Origin of the sequence: Rhizobium etli CFN 42 (genome assembly GCF_000092045.1) — a bacterium.
Taxonomy (GTDB): domain Bacteria; phylum Pseudomonadota; class Alphaproteobacteria; order Rhizobiales; family Rhizobiaceae; genus Rhizobium; species Rhizobium etli.
This window is the reverse complement of sequence record NC_007761.1, coordinates 393,043-408,968: the sequence shown is the minus strand read 5'-3', so window position 1 is coordinate 408,968 and position 15,926 is coordinate 393,043. Positions and strand designations below refer to the sequence as shown.

Genomic DNA, 15,926 nt, shown 5'->3' with positions numbered 1-15,926 from the left:
GTTATCCAGATACCATGCAGAGTCTGGGACAGTTGCAGGAAAGATTGTCCGCCGCCTTCGGCGGAACCGCCGTCAAGCCGCATCAGGAGCGGACGGAGGACCCCCCTCCGCGTCCCGGCGCATCTGCAGCGCGCACGGGGGCTGCTCCCCTATCAGGGCCTGCAGCGACGCGGCGCCTGCTGTTCTACTGGCTGAGCGGTGCCGGCTTTCTGGCCGCGATGATCCTGACGCTGCTCGCCCATGCCGGCGAGCCGTTGCTCCTTTCGGGCGGTCTCGTCGCTCTCGGCCTTGCCGTCATCGCCGGCTATGCCGTGCTGATGGTTCGCCGGCAGAGAAGCGAGCAGCCGGCCGATCGATCCACTCCGAATGGCGATGATGGCGCGAAGCTCTTCGCCGAGGTGCATGACGTGCTCGGCGACATCACCCTCACCCGCGCTATGGACCGGCGCATCATCTCGGCCAACGACACATTTCGCCGTCTGACGGGCCGTCTGCGCCCGGAAGGGCGGACCTGCGAAGAGATCGGGCTTGCCTTCCGCCCCGGCCCGATCCCGCACTGCTACGACGTCGAGATATCGACGCCGGAAGGCCAGCGTATTTTCCTGTGGCGCGACGTCGTCACCCGCGACCCGGGCAGCGGTCACCTGCTGCTGCAGAGCGTCGCCCGTGATGTGACGGAGGAGCGGCTCATCGCGCAGAGCCGGGAGTCGGCCCGCCAGAAAGCCGAGTATAACAGCGCCGCGAAATCCCGACTGCTCGCAACCGTCAGCCACGAAGTGCGCACGCCGCTTTCCGGCATTCTCGGCATGACGCACCTGCTCGCGGAAACGCGGCTGACTCAGGAACAGCAGAATTATCTTGCCAACATCCGTCAGTCCGGCCATGCCTTGACGCAGCTTGTCGAGGATCTACTCGATTTCTCCACCATCGAGGTCGGCCGCTTCGAGCTGCACCCGCGCTCGGAATCGCTGCGCAAGCTTCTCGAAAGCGTCGTCGAAATGCTCGCCCACCGGGCGCATGAGAAGGGGATCGAGATCGGTGCCACCGTTTCGTCGGACGTGCCCGAGAATATGAGCTTCGATGCGGCGCGGCTGCGCCAGGTTCTCTTCAACGTCATCGGCAATGCCGTCAAATTCACCCAGGCCGGCGGCGTCTTCATCCGCGTCTCGCTCAATGCCGGCAACCTCCTGATCACCGTCACGGACACCGGTCCGGGCATGACGGCGGAGGAGCAGGCGCGCGTCTTCGGCGAATTCGAGCAGGGTGGAAATGTTGCCGACAAGAGCGGCGGCACCGGGCTTGGCCTTGCCATCTCCGCCCGCATCATGCGCGAATTCGCCGGCGCCTTGACGGTCACCAGCCAAAAGGGCAAAGGCAGCACCTTCACCATCCGCTTCCCCATTGAACTCGACAGCGAGCGCTCCGAGCGGCGAAACACGCTGCTTGCCGGCAACAGCGTCGTGCTGCTGGCGCCAGCCGGGGCTGCCCGCTCCGCCATTGCCGAAACGATCACCGCGCTCGGCGGCGTCTGCCACCTCGTCGACACCGGCGAGGCTGCGCGCGCGAGGCTGCTCGGAATGGCAAGCGGCAGCCGCCGGCCGACCGATATCATCGTCGATCATCGCATGTCCGCGGAATTTTCAGCGCATCTTGCCGATCGCGCCGAAATCGCTGCCCTTGGCCTGCGCAAGGTCCTGCTCGTCAACCCGGAAGAGCGCAGCGCCCATCCGCTCGACCTGTTCGACGCCTGGCTCATCCGGCCGCTACGCGAACAGTCGCTGATCGATGTGCTGCGCGGGCGCATGCGCGGCATGGAGAAGCGCGACGCGCTGAACGACAACCAGCCCGGTTTCGGCCTGCCGATGGCCGAGACCGTGGTTGCCGCACACGGCCTGCGCATCCTGCTCGGAGAGGACGATCCGATCAATGCGATGCTGGTGCGCGTCATGCTCGAAAAGGGCGGACACAAGGTGCACCATGTCGAGGATTTCGAGACGCTCCTCGATTGCGCCCTCGGCCAGGCGAACGCCCGGCCCGACATCATCATCAGCGATCTATCGATGCCCGGCGGCAACGGCATCGACATGCTGGGGCGGCTGCGCGGCCATGAAAGGCGGCTCGATCTTGCCCCGGTGCCGGTGATCGTGCTCACCGCCGACAAGAGCGACGAGTCGCGCCGCCAGGTCTTGCTCAATGGCGCCAACCGCGTCATGGTAAAGCCGGTCGATCCGGTGCGGCTGCTGACGGAAGTTCAGGCGGTCGCGGCCCTCTCCGCCCGCCGGGCAGAGGCGCGGTAGGTCGCTGAATTGACTGCGCAGACCGCTTGCGCCGGGAAATTCAATATGTCACTTTCCTGTCGCACAGAAGTGTTTTATGGCGTCGATAAGCCGGCAACGGGAGAATCGCCATGTCCTCCATCGACATCCTGAATCGTGACGTTACCGCGGAGGCTGCACGGCCGGCTGCGCAGCAAGACGGCGCCATTCTCGGCCGGATCGGCAATCTCGAAACCCGCCTCGCCCACACGGCACGCGAGATTGATGCGGCCCAGGCAGTGCGCTACCGCGTTTTCGTCGAAGAAATGAAGGCCCAGCTGCCGCCGGAAGCCATGCGGCGCGAACGCGATTTCGATGCCTATGACGCTTTCTGCGACCATCTTCTCGTTCTCGACCGCTCGCTCGAGGGTGATCCGGAAGACCAGATCGTCGGTACCTATAGGCTGCTGCGCCAAGATGTCGCCATCGCCAATGGCGGTTTCTACTCGGCTTCCGAATTCGAAATCGAGAGCCTCCTCGCCAGGCATCCGGACAAGCGTTTCATGGAGCTCGGACGCTCCTGCGTGCTGCCGGAATACCGCACCAAACGCACCGTCGAGCTTCTCTGGCAGGGCAACTGGGCTTATGCCTTGAAGCACGGTATGAGCGCGATGTTCGGCTGCGCCTCGTTTCCCGGCGTCTATCTCGAAAGCCACGCCCTGGCGCTGTCCTTCCTCTATCACAATGTGCTGGCGAAAGACGAATGGGCCGTCGGCGCGTTGCCGCATCTCGCCCGCAACATGGATCTGATGCCGGCCGAGGCCGTCAACCCGAAGCGGGCGCTGATGGCCCTGCCGCCGCTGATCAAGGGCTATCTGCGCCTCGGCGCTATGGTCGGCTCGAGCGCGGTCATCGACCATGCCTTCAACACGACCGACGTGCTGATCGTGCTACCGATCTCCAGCATTTCCGACCGCTACCTGAACTACTACGGCGCCGACGCCGGTCGCTTCGCGAGCTGATTGCTTCGTCGCACGGCTGTCTGGTAGGCGCCAACGGCTGCCTCTCACACTGACCCTTGCCTGGATCGAGCAACGGGTCTCGACCCGCCCCTTCGGCCCCCCGTAAACGGGGCGAGGGGGACTTGCCACACGACACGTCGGTTGGACGAACAGGCCATATCCCCGTCGCCCCTTTCACGGGGAGAAAGCGGCGGCAGCCGGATGAGCTCGCCGATCTCCCCGGTCACTGAATACTCGCCATGCGAGCAGATGGCCTTATGAGCCGCCATAGGCGGCAATCGCCGCCATGTTGACGATGTCGGAATCCTTGGCGCCCATCGAGGTGATCTGCACCGGCTTGTCGAGGCCGACGAGGATCGGGCCGATCACGGTGGAGCCACCGAGTTCCTGCAGCATCTTCGTCGAGATCGAGGCCGAGTGGAAGGCCGGCATGACGAGGACATTGGCGGGGCCGGAGAGCCGGCAGAAGGGATATTGCTCCATCACCTTGCGGTTCAGCGCTACATCGGCGGCCATCTCGCCGTCATATTCGAAATCGACACGGCGCCGATCGAGGATCTTCACCGCTTCGCGCACCCGCTCGGAGCGTTCGCCGGAGGGATGGCCAAAGGTGGAATAGGCAAGCATGGCGACGCGCGGCGGATAACCCATGCGCCGCGCCAGGCCGGCGGCCTCTTCGGCGATATCGGCAAGCTGCTCGGCCGTCGGCATGTCGTGCACTGCCGTATCGGCGACAAAGACGGTGCGGCCGCGGCAGAGCGCCAGCGACACGCCGATGACACGGTGGCCGGGCTTCTCGTCGATGCAGCGGCGCACATCCTCGAGTGCGGTCGAATAGTTGCGTGTGATGCCCGTCACCATGCCGTCGGCGTCGCCGAGCGCCACCATGGTGGCGGCGAAATGGTTGCGGTCATTGTGGATCAGGCGCTGGGCATCGCGGTGGAGATAACCCTGCCGCTGCAGCCTGGCATAGAGGTAATCGATGTAGGCCTCGACGCGGGTGGAGATGCGAGCATTGACGATCTCGAGGCCGGGGCGGTTGAGATCGATGCCGGCGCGCTCCGCCGTCGCCCGGATCAGGTCCTCGCGGCCGAGCAGCAGGGCGGTGCCGAGCTGCTGGTTGGCATAGGACAGCGCGGCGCGCAGCACCTGCTCTTCCTCGGCTTCGGCAAAGACGATCCGCTTCGGACGGCGGCGGACACGTTCGTAGAGGCTGGCAAGCGTCGAGGCGATCGGATCGCGGCGGGCCGAAAGCTCGCGGGCATAACCGGCCATATCGGTGATGACCTTGCGGGCAACGCCGCTTTCGATCGCGGCCTCAGCGACCGCGACCGGGATCGCCGAGATCAGCCGCGGATCGAATGGAACCGGAATGATATATTGCGGCCCGAAACGCGGGCGGTTGCCCTGATAGGCGGCGACCACATCATCGGGCACATCCTCACGGGCAAGGTTTGCCAGTGCCTTGACGGCGGCGATCTTCATCGCGTCGTTGATCGTCGAGGCGCGCACGTCGAGCGCACCGCGGAAGATATAGGGGAAGCCGAGGACGTTGTTGACCTGGTTCGGATAGTCCGAGCGGCCGGTCGCCATGATGGCGTCGTCGCGGATGCGGGCCACCTCCTCCGGGGTGATTTCGGGATCGGGATTGGCCATGGCGAAGATGATCGGCCGGTCCGCCATCGAACGGATCATCTTGGCCGAGAAGGCGCCCTTCTGCGACAGGCCGAAAATGACGTCGGCCCCTTTCATCGCCTCTTCCAGCGTGCGCGCCTCGGTCTTTGCCGCATGCGCCGATTTCCACTGGTTCATGCCCTCGGTGCGGCCTTGATAGATGACGCCCTTGGTGTCGCAGAGGATGATGTTTTCAGGGGCAAAACCCATCGCCTTGACCAGTTCGACGCAGGCAATCGCCGCCGCGCCCGCACCGTTGCAGACGAGCTTCGTCGTCTTCAGGTCGCGGCCGGTCAGCTCCAGCGCGTTGATCAGGCCGGCCGCGGCGATGATCGCCGTGCCATGCTGGTCGTCGTGGAAGACGGGAATATCCATCAGCTCGCGCAGCCGGCTTTCGATGACAAAGCAATCGGGCGCCTTGATGTCCTCAAGATTGATGCCGCCGAAGGACGGGCCGAGGAAGCGCACGCAGTTGATGAACTCGTCGACATTTTCGGTGTCGATCTCGAGATCGATGGAATCGACGTCGGCAAAGCGCTTGAAGAGCACCGACTTGCCTTCCATGACCGGCTTGGAAGCGAGCGCGCCGAGATTTCCGAGGCCGAGGATCGCCGTGCCGTTTGAAATGACGGCCACCATATTGCCGCGCGCGGTATAGTCGTAGGCCGTCTGCGGATCGGCGGCGATCGCCTTGACCGGGACGGCGACACCCGGAGAATAGGCCAGCGACAGGTCGCGCTGCGTCGCCATCGGCTTGGTCGGGTTGATCTCCAGCTTGCCGGGGCGGCCCATGGCATGAAATTCGAGCGCCTCCTGGTCGGTAACCGAGGTCACCGGCCGGTCCTTCTTATCGATATCGGGCATAAATCCTCCAACGTCCTGTGGGCGACGCTTCGCTCTTCCTCAAATGCTGTTGTCATCTATAGCGGCGCGCGGATAGGGTTGGCACCTGTTTTTTTGGGAAAAACTGCACCTCTGTGAACGCACGAATAGACATCGGGAATGAAGCCTTTTCGGCTGCCGAGCTCGCCACGGCGGAAAGCCGTGCCTCCGCCACGCCGATGATGGAGCAATATATAGAGATCAAGGCGAACAATCCTGGCTCGCTTCTGTTCTATCGCATGGGCGATTTCTATGAGTTGTTCTTCGAGGACGCTCTCGAGGCTTCGCGGGCACTCGGCATCACGCTGACGAAGCGCGGCCAGCACATGGGTCAGGATATCCCGATGTGCGGCGTGCCCGTGCATGCGGCCGACGACTATCTGCAGAAGCTGATTTCGCTCGGCTTCCGCGTCGCCGTCTGCGAACAGATCGAGGATCCGGCCCAGGCCAAGAAACGCGGCGCCAAATCCGTCGTCAAGCGCGACGTGATCCGTCTCGTCACGCCCGGCACGATCACCGAGGAGAAGCTGCTCTCGCCTTCGGAATCAAACTATCTGATGGCGCTCGCCCGCATCCGCGGCGGCGCCGAACCGCAGCTGGCGCTCGCCTGGATCGATATTTCCACAGGCGTCTTCCGGCTTGCCGAGACCGAAAGCTCGCGGCTGCTTGCCGATATCCTGCGCATCGATCCGCGCGAATTGATCCTGCCCGACACGATCTTCCACGATGCCGAGCTCAAGCCGGTCTTCGACGTGCTTGGCCGCACGGCGGTGCCACAGCCTTCCGTGCTATTCGACAGCGCCAGCGCCGAAGGCCGGATCGCACGCTATTTCGGCGTCTCGACCCTCGACGGCTTCGGCAGCTTCTCGCGCGCCGAACTCGCGGCGGCGGCGGCCGCCGTCGCCTATGTCGAGAAGACGCAGATTGCCGAGCGGCCGCCGCTTGGAAAGCCGGAGCGGGAAAGCGCGGCGTCGACGCTCTTCATCGACCCGGCCACCCGCGCCAATCTGGAGCTCGCCCGCACGCTGTCGGGCGACCGCAACGGTTCGCTCCTGAAGGCGATCGACCGCACCGTCACCGGCGGCGGCGCGCGGCTTCTCGCCGAGCGGCTGATGTCGCCGCTCACCGACCCCGCCCGCATCAATGCGCGGCTCGATTCGATCGGCTTTCTGATCGAGGAGCCCTCGCTCTGCGGCAAGCTCCGCGACACGCTGAAACATGTGCCCGACATGCCGCGCGCCCTGTCCCGCCTGGCGCTCGACCGCGGCGGGCCACGCGATCTCTGGGCAATTCGCCAGGGCCTGCAAGCGGCCGGCGGACTTGCCGATCTTCTTGCAAGCGCGATGCTGCCGGAAGAGCTTGATCAAGCGCTCTCCGGGCTGCAGGCCCTTCCCGCGGGCCTCGAAACCCTGCTTGCAGAAACGCTCGCCGATGAATTGCCGCTGTTGAAACGCGACGGCGGTTTCCTGCGCGACGGTGCGAGCGCCGAGCTTGACGAGGTCCGGGCGCTGCGCGACCAGTCGCGCCGCGTGATCGCCGGGCTGCAATTGCAATATGCCGAGGAAACCGGCATCCGGTCGCTGAAGATCAAGCACAACAATATCCTCGGCTATTTCATCGAGGTGACCGCCGGCAATGCCGCCCCGATGACGGAGACGTCGGAGGCGAAGTCCCGCTTCATCCATCGCCAGACGATGGCGAGCGCCATGCGCTTCACCACCACCGAGCTTGCCGATCTCGAAAGCCGCATCGCCAACGCCGCCGATCGGGCGCTGACGATCGAACTCGAAGCCTTCGACAGGATGACGGCGGCCGTGGTCGCGCAGGCCGAATCGATCAAATCGGGTGCGCGGGCGCTTGCGGTGATCGACGTCGCCGCAGGCCTGGCGCTTCTGGCCGAAGAGCAAGCCTATTGCCGGCCGCAGGTCGACGGCTCGAAGATGTTTGCGATCGAAGGCGGACGCCATCCGGTCGTCGAACAGGCGCTGCGCCGGCAGGCGGGCGGCCCGTTCGTCGCCAACAATTGCGATCTGTCGCCGAAAACAGGCGACAAGGACGGGGCGATCTGGCTGCTGACCGGCCCGAATATGGGCGGTAAATCGACCTTCCTGCGCCAGAACGCATTGATCGCGATCATGGCGCAGATGGGTTCCTTCGTGCCGGCGACATCGGCCCATATCGGCATCGTCGACCGGCTCTTCTCCCGCGTCGGCGCCTCCGACGATCTGGCGCGCGGACGCTCCACCTTCATGGTCGAGATGGTGGAAACGGCTGCCATTCTCAATCAGGCGAGCGACCGCTCACTCGTCATCCTCGACGAAATCGGCCGCGGCACCGCCACTTTCGACGGGCTGTCGATCGCCTGGGCCGCCGTCGAGCACCTGCATGAGGCCAATCGCTGCCGCGGCCTCTTCGCCACGCATTTCCACGAACTGACCGTGCTTTCGGAAAAGCTCGGCCGGCTATCGAACGCCACGATGCGCGTCAAGGAATGGGACGGCGACGTGATCTTCCTGCATGAGGTCGGGCCGGGTGCGGCCGACCGCTCCTACGGCATCCAGGTCGCCCGTCTTGCCGGGCTTCCGGCCTCGGTCGTGGCCCGGGCCCGCGACGTGCTCACCCGCCTCGAAGATGCCGACCGCAAGAACCCGGCGAGCCAGCTGATCGACGATCTGCCGCTCTTCCAGGTGGCGGTGCGCCGCGAGGACGCGGCCCGCGGTCCGTCCAAGGTCGAGGAGGCGCTGAGGGCGATGAGCCTCGACGACATGACGCCGCGCGAGGCGATGGACGCGCTTTACGATCTCAAGAAAAAGCTGAAATAGGAGCGCGGCCGATGTTCATGGAAAAGCTGGTTCGCGAAACCGAGCGCCTGTCGCTGATCTGCTCCATGCTCGACACGATGCGGCGCGCCGACCGGGACCGCAATGCGCGCGGCTGGACCTCGCCGATCGGCCTGCTGAAAATGACGCGCAGTTGCGCTACAATCTCGGAGCTCGCTACTTCGATTGCCAAGGCAGGCTATCGCGAATGCGACCGTCAGACGCTCGAGGAGATCCTGAGCGAGACACGGCAGGTCTTGTATTCGCTGCATGCCGAGTTCGCGAGCTGAGGCTTTTCGGGAAAGTCGGCTGCTTGCGTCAAAGCATCCCGCATCCAGCAGCGGACCAACACCATTTCGCCAAATTTAAAGGTTCTTGCAATATGAAAGCCCGTGTCAATCGCCGGGCAAAGAGGCTATAGCGCATGCAGACGAAACAAGCGGCAGGCCGCGAACCGGCAGCCCGGCATGAACAGGACGCCACTTCGGCGAAAGCGATGCGCGACCTCGATTTCTCGACGATCCTCGACACCGAACTGCTGCAGAAGCAATGCGACGCCGTCGCCGAAGCCAACCGGAACCGACCCGACATCATGCGCGCCGATCTTCTCGCCGTCTTGAAAAAGGCGAGCACGGAAGGCCGGCAGAAGGCGCGGGCGGCCCTTGCCGCCGACGGCAGCGGGCTGAATTGCGCCTATCGGATTTCCTGGCTGCAGGACCAGATCATTACCGTCCTCTATAATTTCGCCACTGCCCATATCTTTCCGCTGCAGAAGGAAAAATTCGCGGTGACCGCCGTTGGCGGCTATGGTCGGGACACGCTGGCGCCAGGCTCCGATATCGACCTGCTCTTCCTCTTCCCGCCGAGGCCGGCGGAGGAGACGCACAAGGCGGTCGAATTCATGCTCTACGTGCTCTGGGACATGGGCTTCAAGGTCGGCCACGCCACCCGCACGGTGGAGGAATGCATCGCGCTTTCCAAGTCCGACATGACGATTCGTACCGCAATCCTCGAGATGCGCTATATCTGCGGCCTGCAGCGGCTGGAAACCGAGCTCGAAGCCCGCTTCGACAAGGAGATCGTCACCGGAACCGGCCCTGAATTCATCGCCGCCAAGCTTGCCGAGCGCGACGAGCGCCACCGCAAGGCGGGCGACACGCGCTACCTCGTCGAACCGAACGTCAAGGAAGGCAAAGGTGGGCTTCGCGACCTGCACACGCTGTTCTGGATCTCGAAATATTATTACCACGTGCGCGACCAGGCGGAGCTGATCAAGCTCGGCGTCCTGTCGAAACACGAATATCGCCTGCTGCAGAAAGCCGACGATTTCCTCTGGGCGGTGCGCTGCCATATGCACTTCCTGACAGGCAAGGCCGAGGAGCGGCTGTCCTTCGACATTCAGCGCGAGATCGCCGAGGCCTTCGGTTATCACACCCGCCCCGGCCTCTCGGCGGTCGAGCGCTTCATGAAGCACTATTTCCTCGTGGCCAAGGATGTCGGCGATCTCACGCGCATCCTGTGCGCCGCACTCGAAGACCAGCAGGCGAAGTCGATCCCGGGTCTCACCGGCGTCATCAGCCGTTTTACCCATCGCACCCGCAAGATCGCCGGCAGCGTCGAATTCGTCGAAGACCGCGGCCGCATCGCTCTCGCCGACGCCGAGGTCTTCAAGCGCGACCCGGTCAGCATCCTGCGGCTCTTCCACGTCGCCGACATCAACGGGCTGGAATTCCATCCGGACGCACTGAAACGCGTCACCCGTTCTCTCGCGCTAATCGACAACAGGCTCAGGGAGAACGACGAGGCGAACCGGCTCTTCATGTCGATCCTGACGTCGAAGCGCGATCCGGCGCTGATCCTGCGCCGGATGAACGAGGCCGGCGTGCTCGGCCGCTTCATCCCCGATTTCGGCAAGATCGTCGCGATGATGCAGTTCAACATGTATCACCACTATACGGTCGACGAGCATCTGATCCGCACCGTCGAGGTTCTCTCGGAGATCGACAAGTCACGATCGGAGGATCTGCATCCGCTTGCCAATAAGCTGATCTCGGGAATCGAGGACCGCGAGGCGCTCTATCTCGCCGTTCTCCTCCATGACATCGCCAAGGGCCGCCAGGAGGATCATTCGATCGCCGGCGCCCGCGTCGCCCGCAAGCTCTGCGCCCGCTTCGGCCTGTCGCAGAAGCAGACGGAACTCGTCGTCTGGCTGATCGAGGAACATCTGACGATGTCGATGGTGGCGCAGACCCGCGACCTCACCGATCGCAAGACCATTATCGACTTTGCCGACCGCGTACAGTCACTCGACCGGCTGAAGATGCTTCTGATCCTGACGATCTGCGATATTCGCGCCGTCGGCCCCGGCGTCTGGAACGGCTGGAAGGGCCAGCTTCTGCGCACGCTCTATTACGAAACCGAGCTGCTCCTGGCCGGCGGCTTTTCGGAGGTCTCCCGCAAGGAGCGGGCCAATGCCGCCGCCGAGGCGCTGCGCGGCGCCCTTTCCGACTGGAGCCAGAAGGACCGCAACACCTATACGAAGCTGCATTACCAGCCCTACCTGCTCTCCGTGCCGTTGGAAGACCAGCTCCGCCACGCCGACTTCATCCGCCAGGCTGACAAGGCGGGCCAGGCGCTCGCCACCATGGTGCGCACCGACAGCTTCCACGCCATCACTGAAATCACCGTGCTGTCGCCCGACCATCCGCGCCTTCTCGCCGTCATTGCCGGCGCCTGTGCTGCGGCGGGCGCCAACATCGTCGACGCACAGATCTTCACGACCTCGGACGGACGGGCGCTCGATACGATCCATGTCAGCCGCGAATTTGCCGACGATGCCGACGAGCTGCGCCGCGCCGGCACGATCGGGCGGATGATCGAGAATGTACTGGCCGGGCGCAAGCGCCTGCCCGAGGTCATCGCCACGCGCACGCGCAACCGCAAGAAAAGCAAGGCTTTCGACATTCCGCCTTCAGTCAACATCACCAACAGCCTGTCGAACAAGTTCACGGTCATCGAGGTCGAATGCCTCGACCGACCGGGCCTCCTGTCCGAAATCACCGCCGTGCTCTCCGATCTGTCGCTCGACATCCAGTCGGCCCGCATCACCACGTTCGGCGAGAAGGTGATCGACACCTTCTACGTCACCGACCTGGTCGGGCAGAAAATATCCGGTGACAGCAAGCGCGCCAATATCACAGCCCGGATGAAGGCCGTCATGGCCGAGGAACAGGACGAACTGCGCGAGCGCATGCCCTCCGGCATCATCGCGCCCGCCGCCACCGCCCGGACATCGCCCGCGGCCGAAAAGAAAGCCGATTCCCCCGCATGAGCCCCAAAGCATGAGCCTCGTCAAGAAATTCGCGACCGTCGGCGGCGCCACTCTCGGCAGCCGGATCTTCGGTTTCGTCCGTGAAACGCTGATGGCGGCGGCGCTCGGCACCGGACCGATGGCCGACGTCTTCTACGCCGCCTTCCGTTTTCCCAATCTCTTCCGCCGGCTGTTTGCCGAAGGGGCCTTCAATGCCGCCTTCGTGCCGCTCTTTGCCAAGGAAATCGAGGCGAACGGTACGGACGGCGCCAAGCGCTTTTCGGAGGAAGTCTTCGGGGTCTTGTTTTCGGTGCTGCTCCTCATCACCATCGTGATGGAGCTTGCCATGCCGCTGTTGGTGCGCTTCATCATCGCACCGGGTTTTACCGACGATCCCGACAAGTTCTCGATCACGATCCGCATGGCGGCCGTGATGTTTCCCTATCTGATGTGCATGTCGCTGACGGCGATGATGAGCGGCATGCTTAATTCGCTGCATCATTTCTTCGCCGCCGCCATCGCCCCCGTCTTTCTCAACGTGGTGATGATCGGAGCGCTGTTTTATTCGCTCTATACCGGGGCCGATCCGCTCGCGACAGCTTGGTATCTCTCCTGGGGCGTCCTGGCCGCCGGGGTGCTGCAGCTCGCGGTCGTCTATATCGGCGTGCTGGCGGCCGGCATGAGCATCGGCTTGCGCTTCCCGAAAATGACGCCGAACGTCAAGCGGCTCTTGATCCTCGCAGTGCCCGCCGCCGTCACCGGCGGCATCACTCAGATCAACCAGCTGATCGGCCAGGCGATCGCCTCCTCGCGCGACGGCGCGATCGCCGCCTTGCAATATGCCGACCGCATCTATCAGCTGCCGCTCGGCGTCGTTGGCGTCGCCGTCGGTGTCGTGCTGCTGCCGGAGCTTGCGCGGGCGCTGAAGGGCGGGGCGCTGCGCGAAGCGGCAAACCTGCAGAACCGCTCGATCGAATTCGTGCTGTTCCTGACCATCCCCGCCGCCTTCGCGCTGTGGATCCTCTCGGACGAGATCATCCGCGTGCTCTACGAGCGCGGCGCCTTCCATCAGGAAAATACCGCGGTAGTCGGCACGATCCTGGCGATCTACGGCATCGGCCTGCCCGCCTTCGTGCTGATCAAGGCGCTGCAGCCGGGCTTTTATGCCCGCGAGGACACCAAGACGCCGATGCGCTTCTCGGCGATCGCAGTGGGGACCAACTGCGTGACGGCGCTGACCCTCTTCCCCTTTATGGGCGCGCCCGGCATCGCCGTCGCCGAAGCCACCGCCGGCTGGATCAGCACGCTTCTGCTGTTCACCACGCTTCTGCGCCGCGGTCATCTGACATGGGAATGGGCGCTGGCAAAACGCGCCGCCCTGCTGATCGTCGCCTCGGCCGTTATGGGCGCGGCGATCTTCTTCCTTAAGCACTATTGGGCGCCGTGGCTCGCCTCCGGGGCGCCGCTTCTGACCAAGGTCGGTACGCTGGGGCTGCTGATCGCAATCGCCATGCTCATCTATTTCGCCGCCGCCTTCCTGATCGGCGGGGCGAACCTCGGCATGATTCGGCGCAACCTGAACCGCAAGCCGGTACCGGCGAAGGATGCGTAAAACCGGGGTAATTGCCGATATCAGCCCATCATCCGGCTGCCGCCGCCGATCGGGGTCGAGCCTCGATCCAAGACCCCTCCCCCTTGTCGGGAAGGGTTGGGGAGGGGTTTTAGGCGGGTCGAACCGGACAGCCATTGCACAAGGCCGAGCAGCACTTTTCTCTCTCGCTTAACAATCGACCCATCGCCTCTGCGGGCCGACATCGACGTGAATGATGCCGTTGCAATAGCTGCCGATACCGCCGATGCCGGGAGCTGTCCTGGCGGCAGCAATGATTGTTCGTTCCGAGAGGCCCGGCACCCTGATATCAGCCGCCAGGCATTTTCCATGCAGGGAGCCATGACGGCGAGGATGCGGCCGCAGGCCGGAAGTAACGATCGGGCGGCGTCCGGTCTTTGCGGCGATATGCGACAGGATCGCGCGCAGGCGCACTGGAAAACAACCGGCGCGCACGCTGACGGTCTGGAGCGCGTAGGCGAGGCGCGCCTCATGCCGGGGGAAATGGAGGGCGTGTCTCTTGAAGTCTTGACCGACGGCGCTGGTTGCTGATTGTAGGGTGAAAAGGCCTGCCATGGCGAGCGAAACGAGGTTCTGCATGGTCCCTCCGGGCGGTTAGCGTGGCGGCCATTGGGCCGCCTCTGCGCTCGAGGATTTTCAGTTCAATAAAAGCTTTTCTGTGAAATTTTATACTCAATTATGGCTAAACAGCTTGATCAATTAGGCTTAACATCGGGACATTACCCGCCTCAAAACGGAAAAAACGTCCAAATGCAGGAGGTCGCATGACGATCCAGTCCCTTTTCCTCGTCACCCTCGTCGTCGACGACTACAATCGCGCCAAGGCCTTCTATTGCGGCGCCCTCGGCTTCGATTGCCTTCAGGACGAGAAGCAGCCGGACGGCAAGCGCTGGGTGGTGGTGAAGCCGAAAGGCGGGGATGGGGCGGCCTTTCTGCTGGCGCAGGCCGCAAACGATGCGCAGCGCGCGGCGATCGGCAATCAGACGGGCGGCCGCGTCGGCTTCTTCCTGAAGACCGATGATTTCGTGCGCGATCATGCCGCCATGCTTGCGGCCGGAGTGCGTTTTCTCGAAGAGCCGAGGCACGAGGTTTACGGCACCGTCGCGGTGTTTGCGGATCCCTACGGCAACAGCTTCGATCTGATCCAGCATACAGCGGGCTGAACCCCTTGATTGCGACCGGTCGCCCGTGCATAAGCCGCGGCATCAGCAACACAGGCGAAAAAGCCTTGGGGCCCTCCACCAGCCTATTGAGGACGACATGAGCGAATTCAAGAAACTCGTATTCTCCGGCGTGCAGCCGACCGGCAATCTGCATCTCGGCAACTATCTCGGCGCGATCCGGCGCTTCGTGGCGCTGCAGGAAGGCAATGACTGCATCTACTGCGTCGTCGACATGCATGCGCTCACCGCCCAGCTGGTGCACGAGGACATGCCGAGCCAGACGCGCTCGATCGCCGCCGCCTTCATCGCCGCCGGCATCGATCCGGAAAAGCATATCGTCTTCAATCAGTCGGCCGTGCCGCAGCACGCGGAACTCGCCTGGATCTTCAACTGTGTCGCGCGCATCGGCTGGATGAACCGCATGACGCAGTTCAAGGACAAGGCCGGCAAGGACCGTGAGCAGGCTTCGCTCGGCCTCTACGCCTATCCGAGCCTGATGGCCGCCGACATCCTCGTCTACCGCGCCACCCATGTGCCCGTGGGCGAGGACCAAAAGCAGCATCTGGAGCTTGCCCGCGACATCGCGATGAAGTTCAACCTCGATTATGCCGAGCATATTCGCAAGAGCGGCTACGGCATCGACATCACCGTCGGCGACGAGCCGGTGCATGCCTATTTCCCGATGGTCGAACCCTTGATCGGCGGACCGGCGCCGCGCGTCATGTCGCTGCGCGACGGCACCAAGAAAATGTCGAAATCCGATCCCTCCGACCTTTCGCGCATCAATCTCATGGACGACGAGGAGGCAATCTCGAAGAAGATCCGCAAGGCCAAGACCGATCCGGACGGTTTGCCGAGCGAGGTCGACGGGCTGCAGGGCCGGCCGGAAGCCGACAATCTGGTGGCGATCTATGCCGCGCTCGCCGACAAATCGAAGGCCGAGGTGCTGGCCGACTTCGGCGGTCAGCAATTTTCGGTCTTCAAGCCGGCGCTGGTCGATCTCGCCATCCATGTACTGGCGCCGATCACTGGCGAGATGCGCCGGCTGATGGACGATACCAGCCATATCGACGCGATCTTGCGCAAGGGCGGCGAACGGGCGAGAGCCCGCGCTGAAGTGACGATGAGCCAAGTACGCGACGTCATCGGCTTCCTCTACTGAGGCAGATCT

The 15,926-nt window shown here is 63.7% G+C and carries 10 protein-coding genes; 8 read left to right on the top strand and 2 right to left on the bottom strand.

Going from position 1 to position 15,926, the window contains the following annotated elements; translation table 11 throughout:
• Positions 1-14 precede the first annotated feature (14 nt).
• Together RHE_RS01980 and RHE_RS01975 are read left to right on the top strand one after the other, a co-directional pair.
• Positions 15-2,297 (top strand): hybrid sensor histidine kinase/response regulator, encoded by a 2,283-nt coding sequence (locus tag RHE_RS01980; RefSeq protein ID WP_011423773.1) that lies wholly within the window; start codon positions 15-17, stop codon positions 2,295-2,297.
• A 110-nt stretch (positions 2,298-2,407) separates the two neighbouring features.
• Positions 2,408-3,277 carry a GNAT family N-acetyltransferase gene (locus RHE_RS01975; protein ID WP_011423772.1) on the top strand — a complete coding sequence of 290 codons (870 nt, stop codon included), beginning with the start codon at positions 2,408-2,410 and terminating at the stop codon, positions 3,275-3,277.
• Positions 3,278-3,532: 255 nt separating this feature from the next.
• Here the strand turns inward: RHE_RS01975 and RHE_RS01970 are convergent, their stop codons facing one another.
• Positions 3,533-5,815 (bottom strand): NADP-dependent malic enzyme, encoded by a 2,283-nt coding sequence (locus tag RHE_RS01970; protein ID WP_011423771.1) that lies wholly within the window; start codon positions 5,813-5,815, stop codon positions 3,533-3,535.
• Positions 5,816-5,928: 113 nt separating this feature from the next.
• Between RHE_RS01970 and mutS the strand changes: the two genes are divergently transcribed.
• From mutS to murJ, 4 genes are all read left to right on the top strand, one after another.
• On the top strand, positions 5,929-8,655 hold the full coding sequence (gene mutS / locus RHE_RS01965; protein WP_011423770.1) for a DNA mismatch repair protein MutS: 2,727 nt from the start codon (positions 5,929-5,931) through the stop codon (positions 8,653-8,655).
• A gap of 11 nt (positions 8,656-8,666) precedes the next feature.
• Positions 8,667-8,942: a hypothetical protein gene (locus RHE_RS01960; RefSeq protein WP_020920229.1), complete on the top strand. Its 276-nt coding sequence runs from the start codon at positions 8,667-8,669 to the stop codon at positions 8,940-8,942.
• Positions 8,943-9,076: 134 nt separating this feature from the next.
• Positions 9,077-11,983 carry a [protein-PII] uridylyltransferase gene (locus RHE_RS01955; RefSeq protein ID WP_020920228.1) on the top strand — a complete coding sequence of 969 codons (2,907 nt, stop codon included), beginning with the start codon at positions 9,077-9,079 and terminating at the stop codon, positions 11,981-11,983.
• Positions 11,984-11,993: 10 nt separating this feature from the next.
• Positions 11,994-13,574: a murein biosynthesis integral membrane protein MurJ gene (gene murJ, locus RHE_RS01950; protein WP_011423768.1), complete on the top strand. Its 1,581-nt coding sequence runs from the start codon at positions 11,994-11,996 to the stop codon at positions 13,572-13,574.
• Positions 13,575-13,742: 168 nt separating this feature from the next.
• Here murJ and RHE_RS01945 read toward each other — a convergent pair whose 3' ends face one another.
• Positions 13,743-14,171 carry a YcbK family protein gene (locus tag RHE_RS01945; RefSeq protein ID WP_011423767.1) on the bottom strand — a complete coding sequence of 143 codons (429 nt, stop codon included), beginning with the start codon at positions 14,169-14,171 and terminating at the stop codon, positions 13,743-13,745.
• Positions 14,172-14,356: 185 nt separating this feature from the next.
• Between RHE_RS01945 and RHE_RS01940 the strand changes: the two genes are divergently transcribed.
• A complete protein-coding gene (locus RHE_RS01940) occupies positions 14,357-14,755 on the top strand; it encodes a VOC family protein (protein WP_011423766.1) in 399 nt (132 codons plus the stop codon).
• A gap of 97 nt (positions 14,756-14,852) precedes the next feature.
• A complete protein-coding gene (gene trpS / locus RHE_RS01935) occupies positions 14,853-15,917 on the top strand; it encodes a tryptophan--tRNA ligase (protein ID WP_011423765.1) in 1,065 nt (354 codons plus the stop codon).
• The last annotated feature ends 9 nt before the right edge of the window (positions 15,918-15,926 follow it).

Bases quoted from the DNA above. Each gene is read 5' to 3' on its own strand.
- RHE_RS01980 (WP_011423773.1), top strand. From the start codon at position 15: ATGCAGAGTCTGGGACAGTTGCAGGAAAGATTGTCCGCCGCCTTCGGC.
- RHE_RS01975 (WP_011423772.1), top strand. From the start codon at position 2,408: ATGTCCTCCATCGACATCCTGAATCGTGACGTTACCGCGGAGGCTGCA.
- RHE_RS01970 (WP_011423771.1), bottom strand. From the start codon at position 5,815: ATGCCCGATATCGATAAGAAGGACCGGCCGGTGACCTCGGTTACCGAC.
- RHE_RS01960 (WP_020920229.1), top strand. From the start codon at position 8,667: ATGTTCATGGAAAAGCTGGTTCGCGAAACCGAGCGCCTGTCGCTGATC.
- RHE_RS01955 (WP_020920228.1), top strand. From the start codon at position 9,077: ATGCAGACGAAACAAGCGGCAGGCCGCGAACCGGCAGCCCGGCATGAA.
- murJ (WP_011423768.1), top strand. From the start codon at position 11,994: ATGAGCCTCGTCAAGAAATTCGCGACCGTCGGCGGCGCCACTCTCGGC.
- RHE_RS01945 (WP_011423767.1), bottom strand. From the start codon at position 14,171: ATGCAGAACCTCGTTTCGCTCGCCATGGCAGGCCTTTTCACCCTACAA.
- RHE_RS01940 (WP_011423766.1), top strand. From the start codon at position 14,357: ATGACGATCCAGTCCCTTTTCCTCGTCACCCTCGTCGTCGACGACTAC.
- trpS (WP_011423765.1), top strand. From the start codon at position 14,853: ATGAGCGAATTCAAGAAACTCGTATTCTCCGGCGTGCAGCCGACCGGC.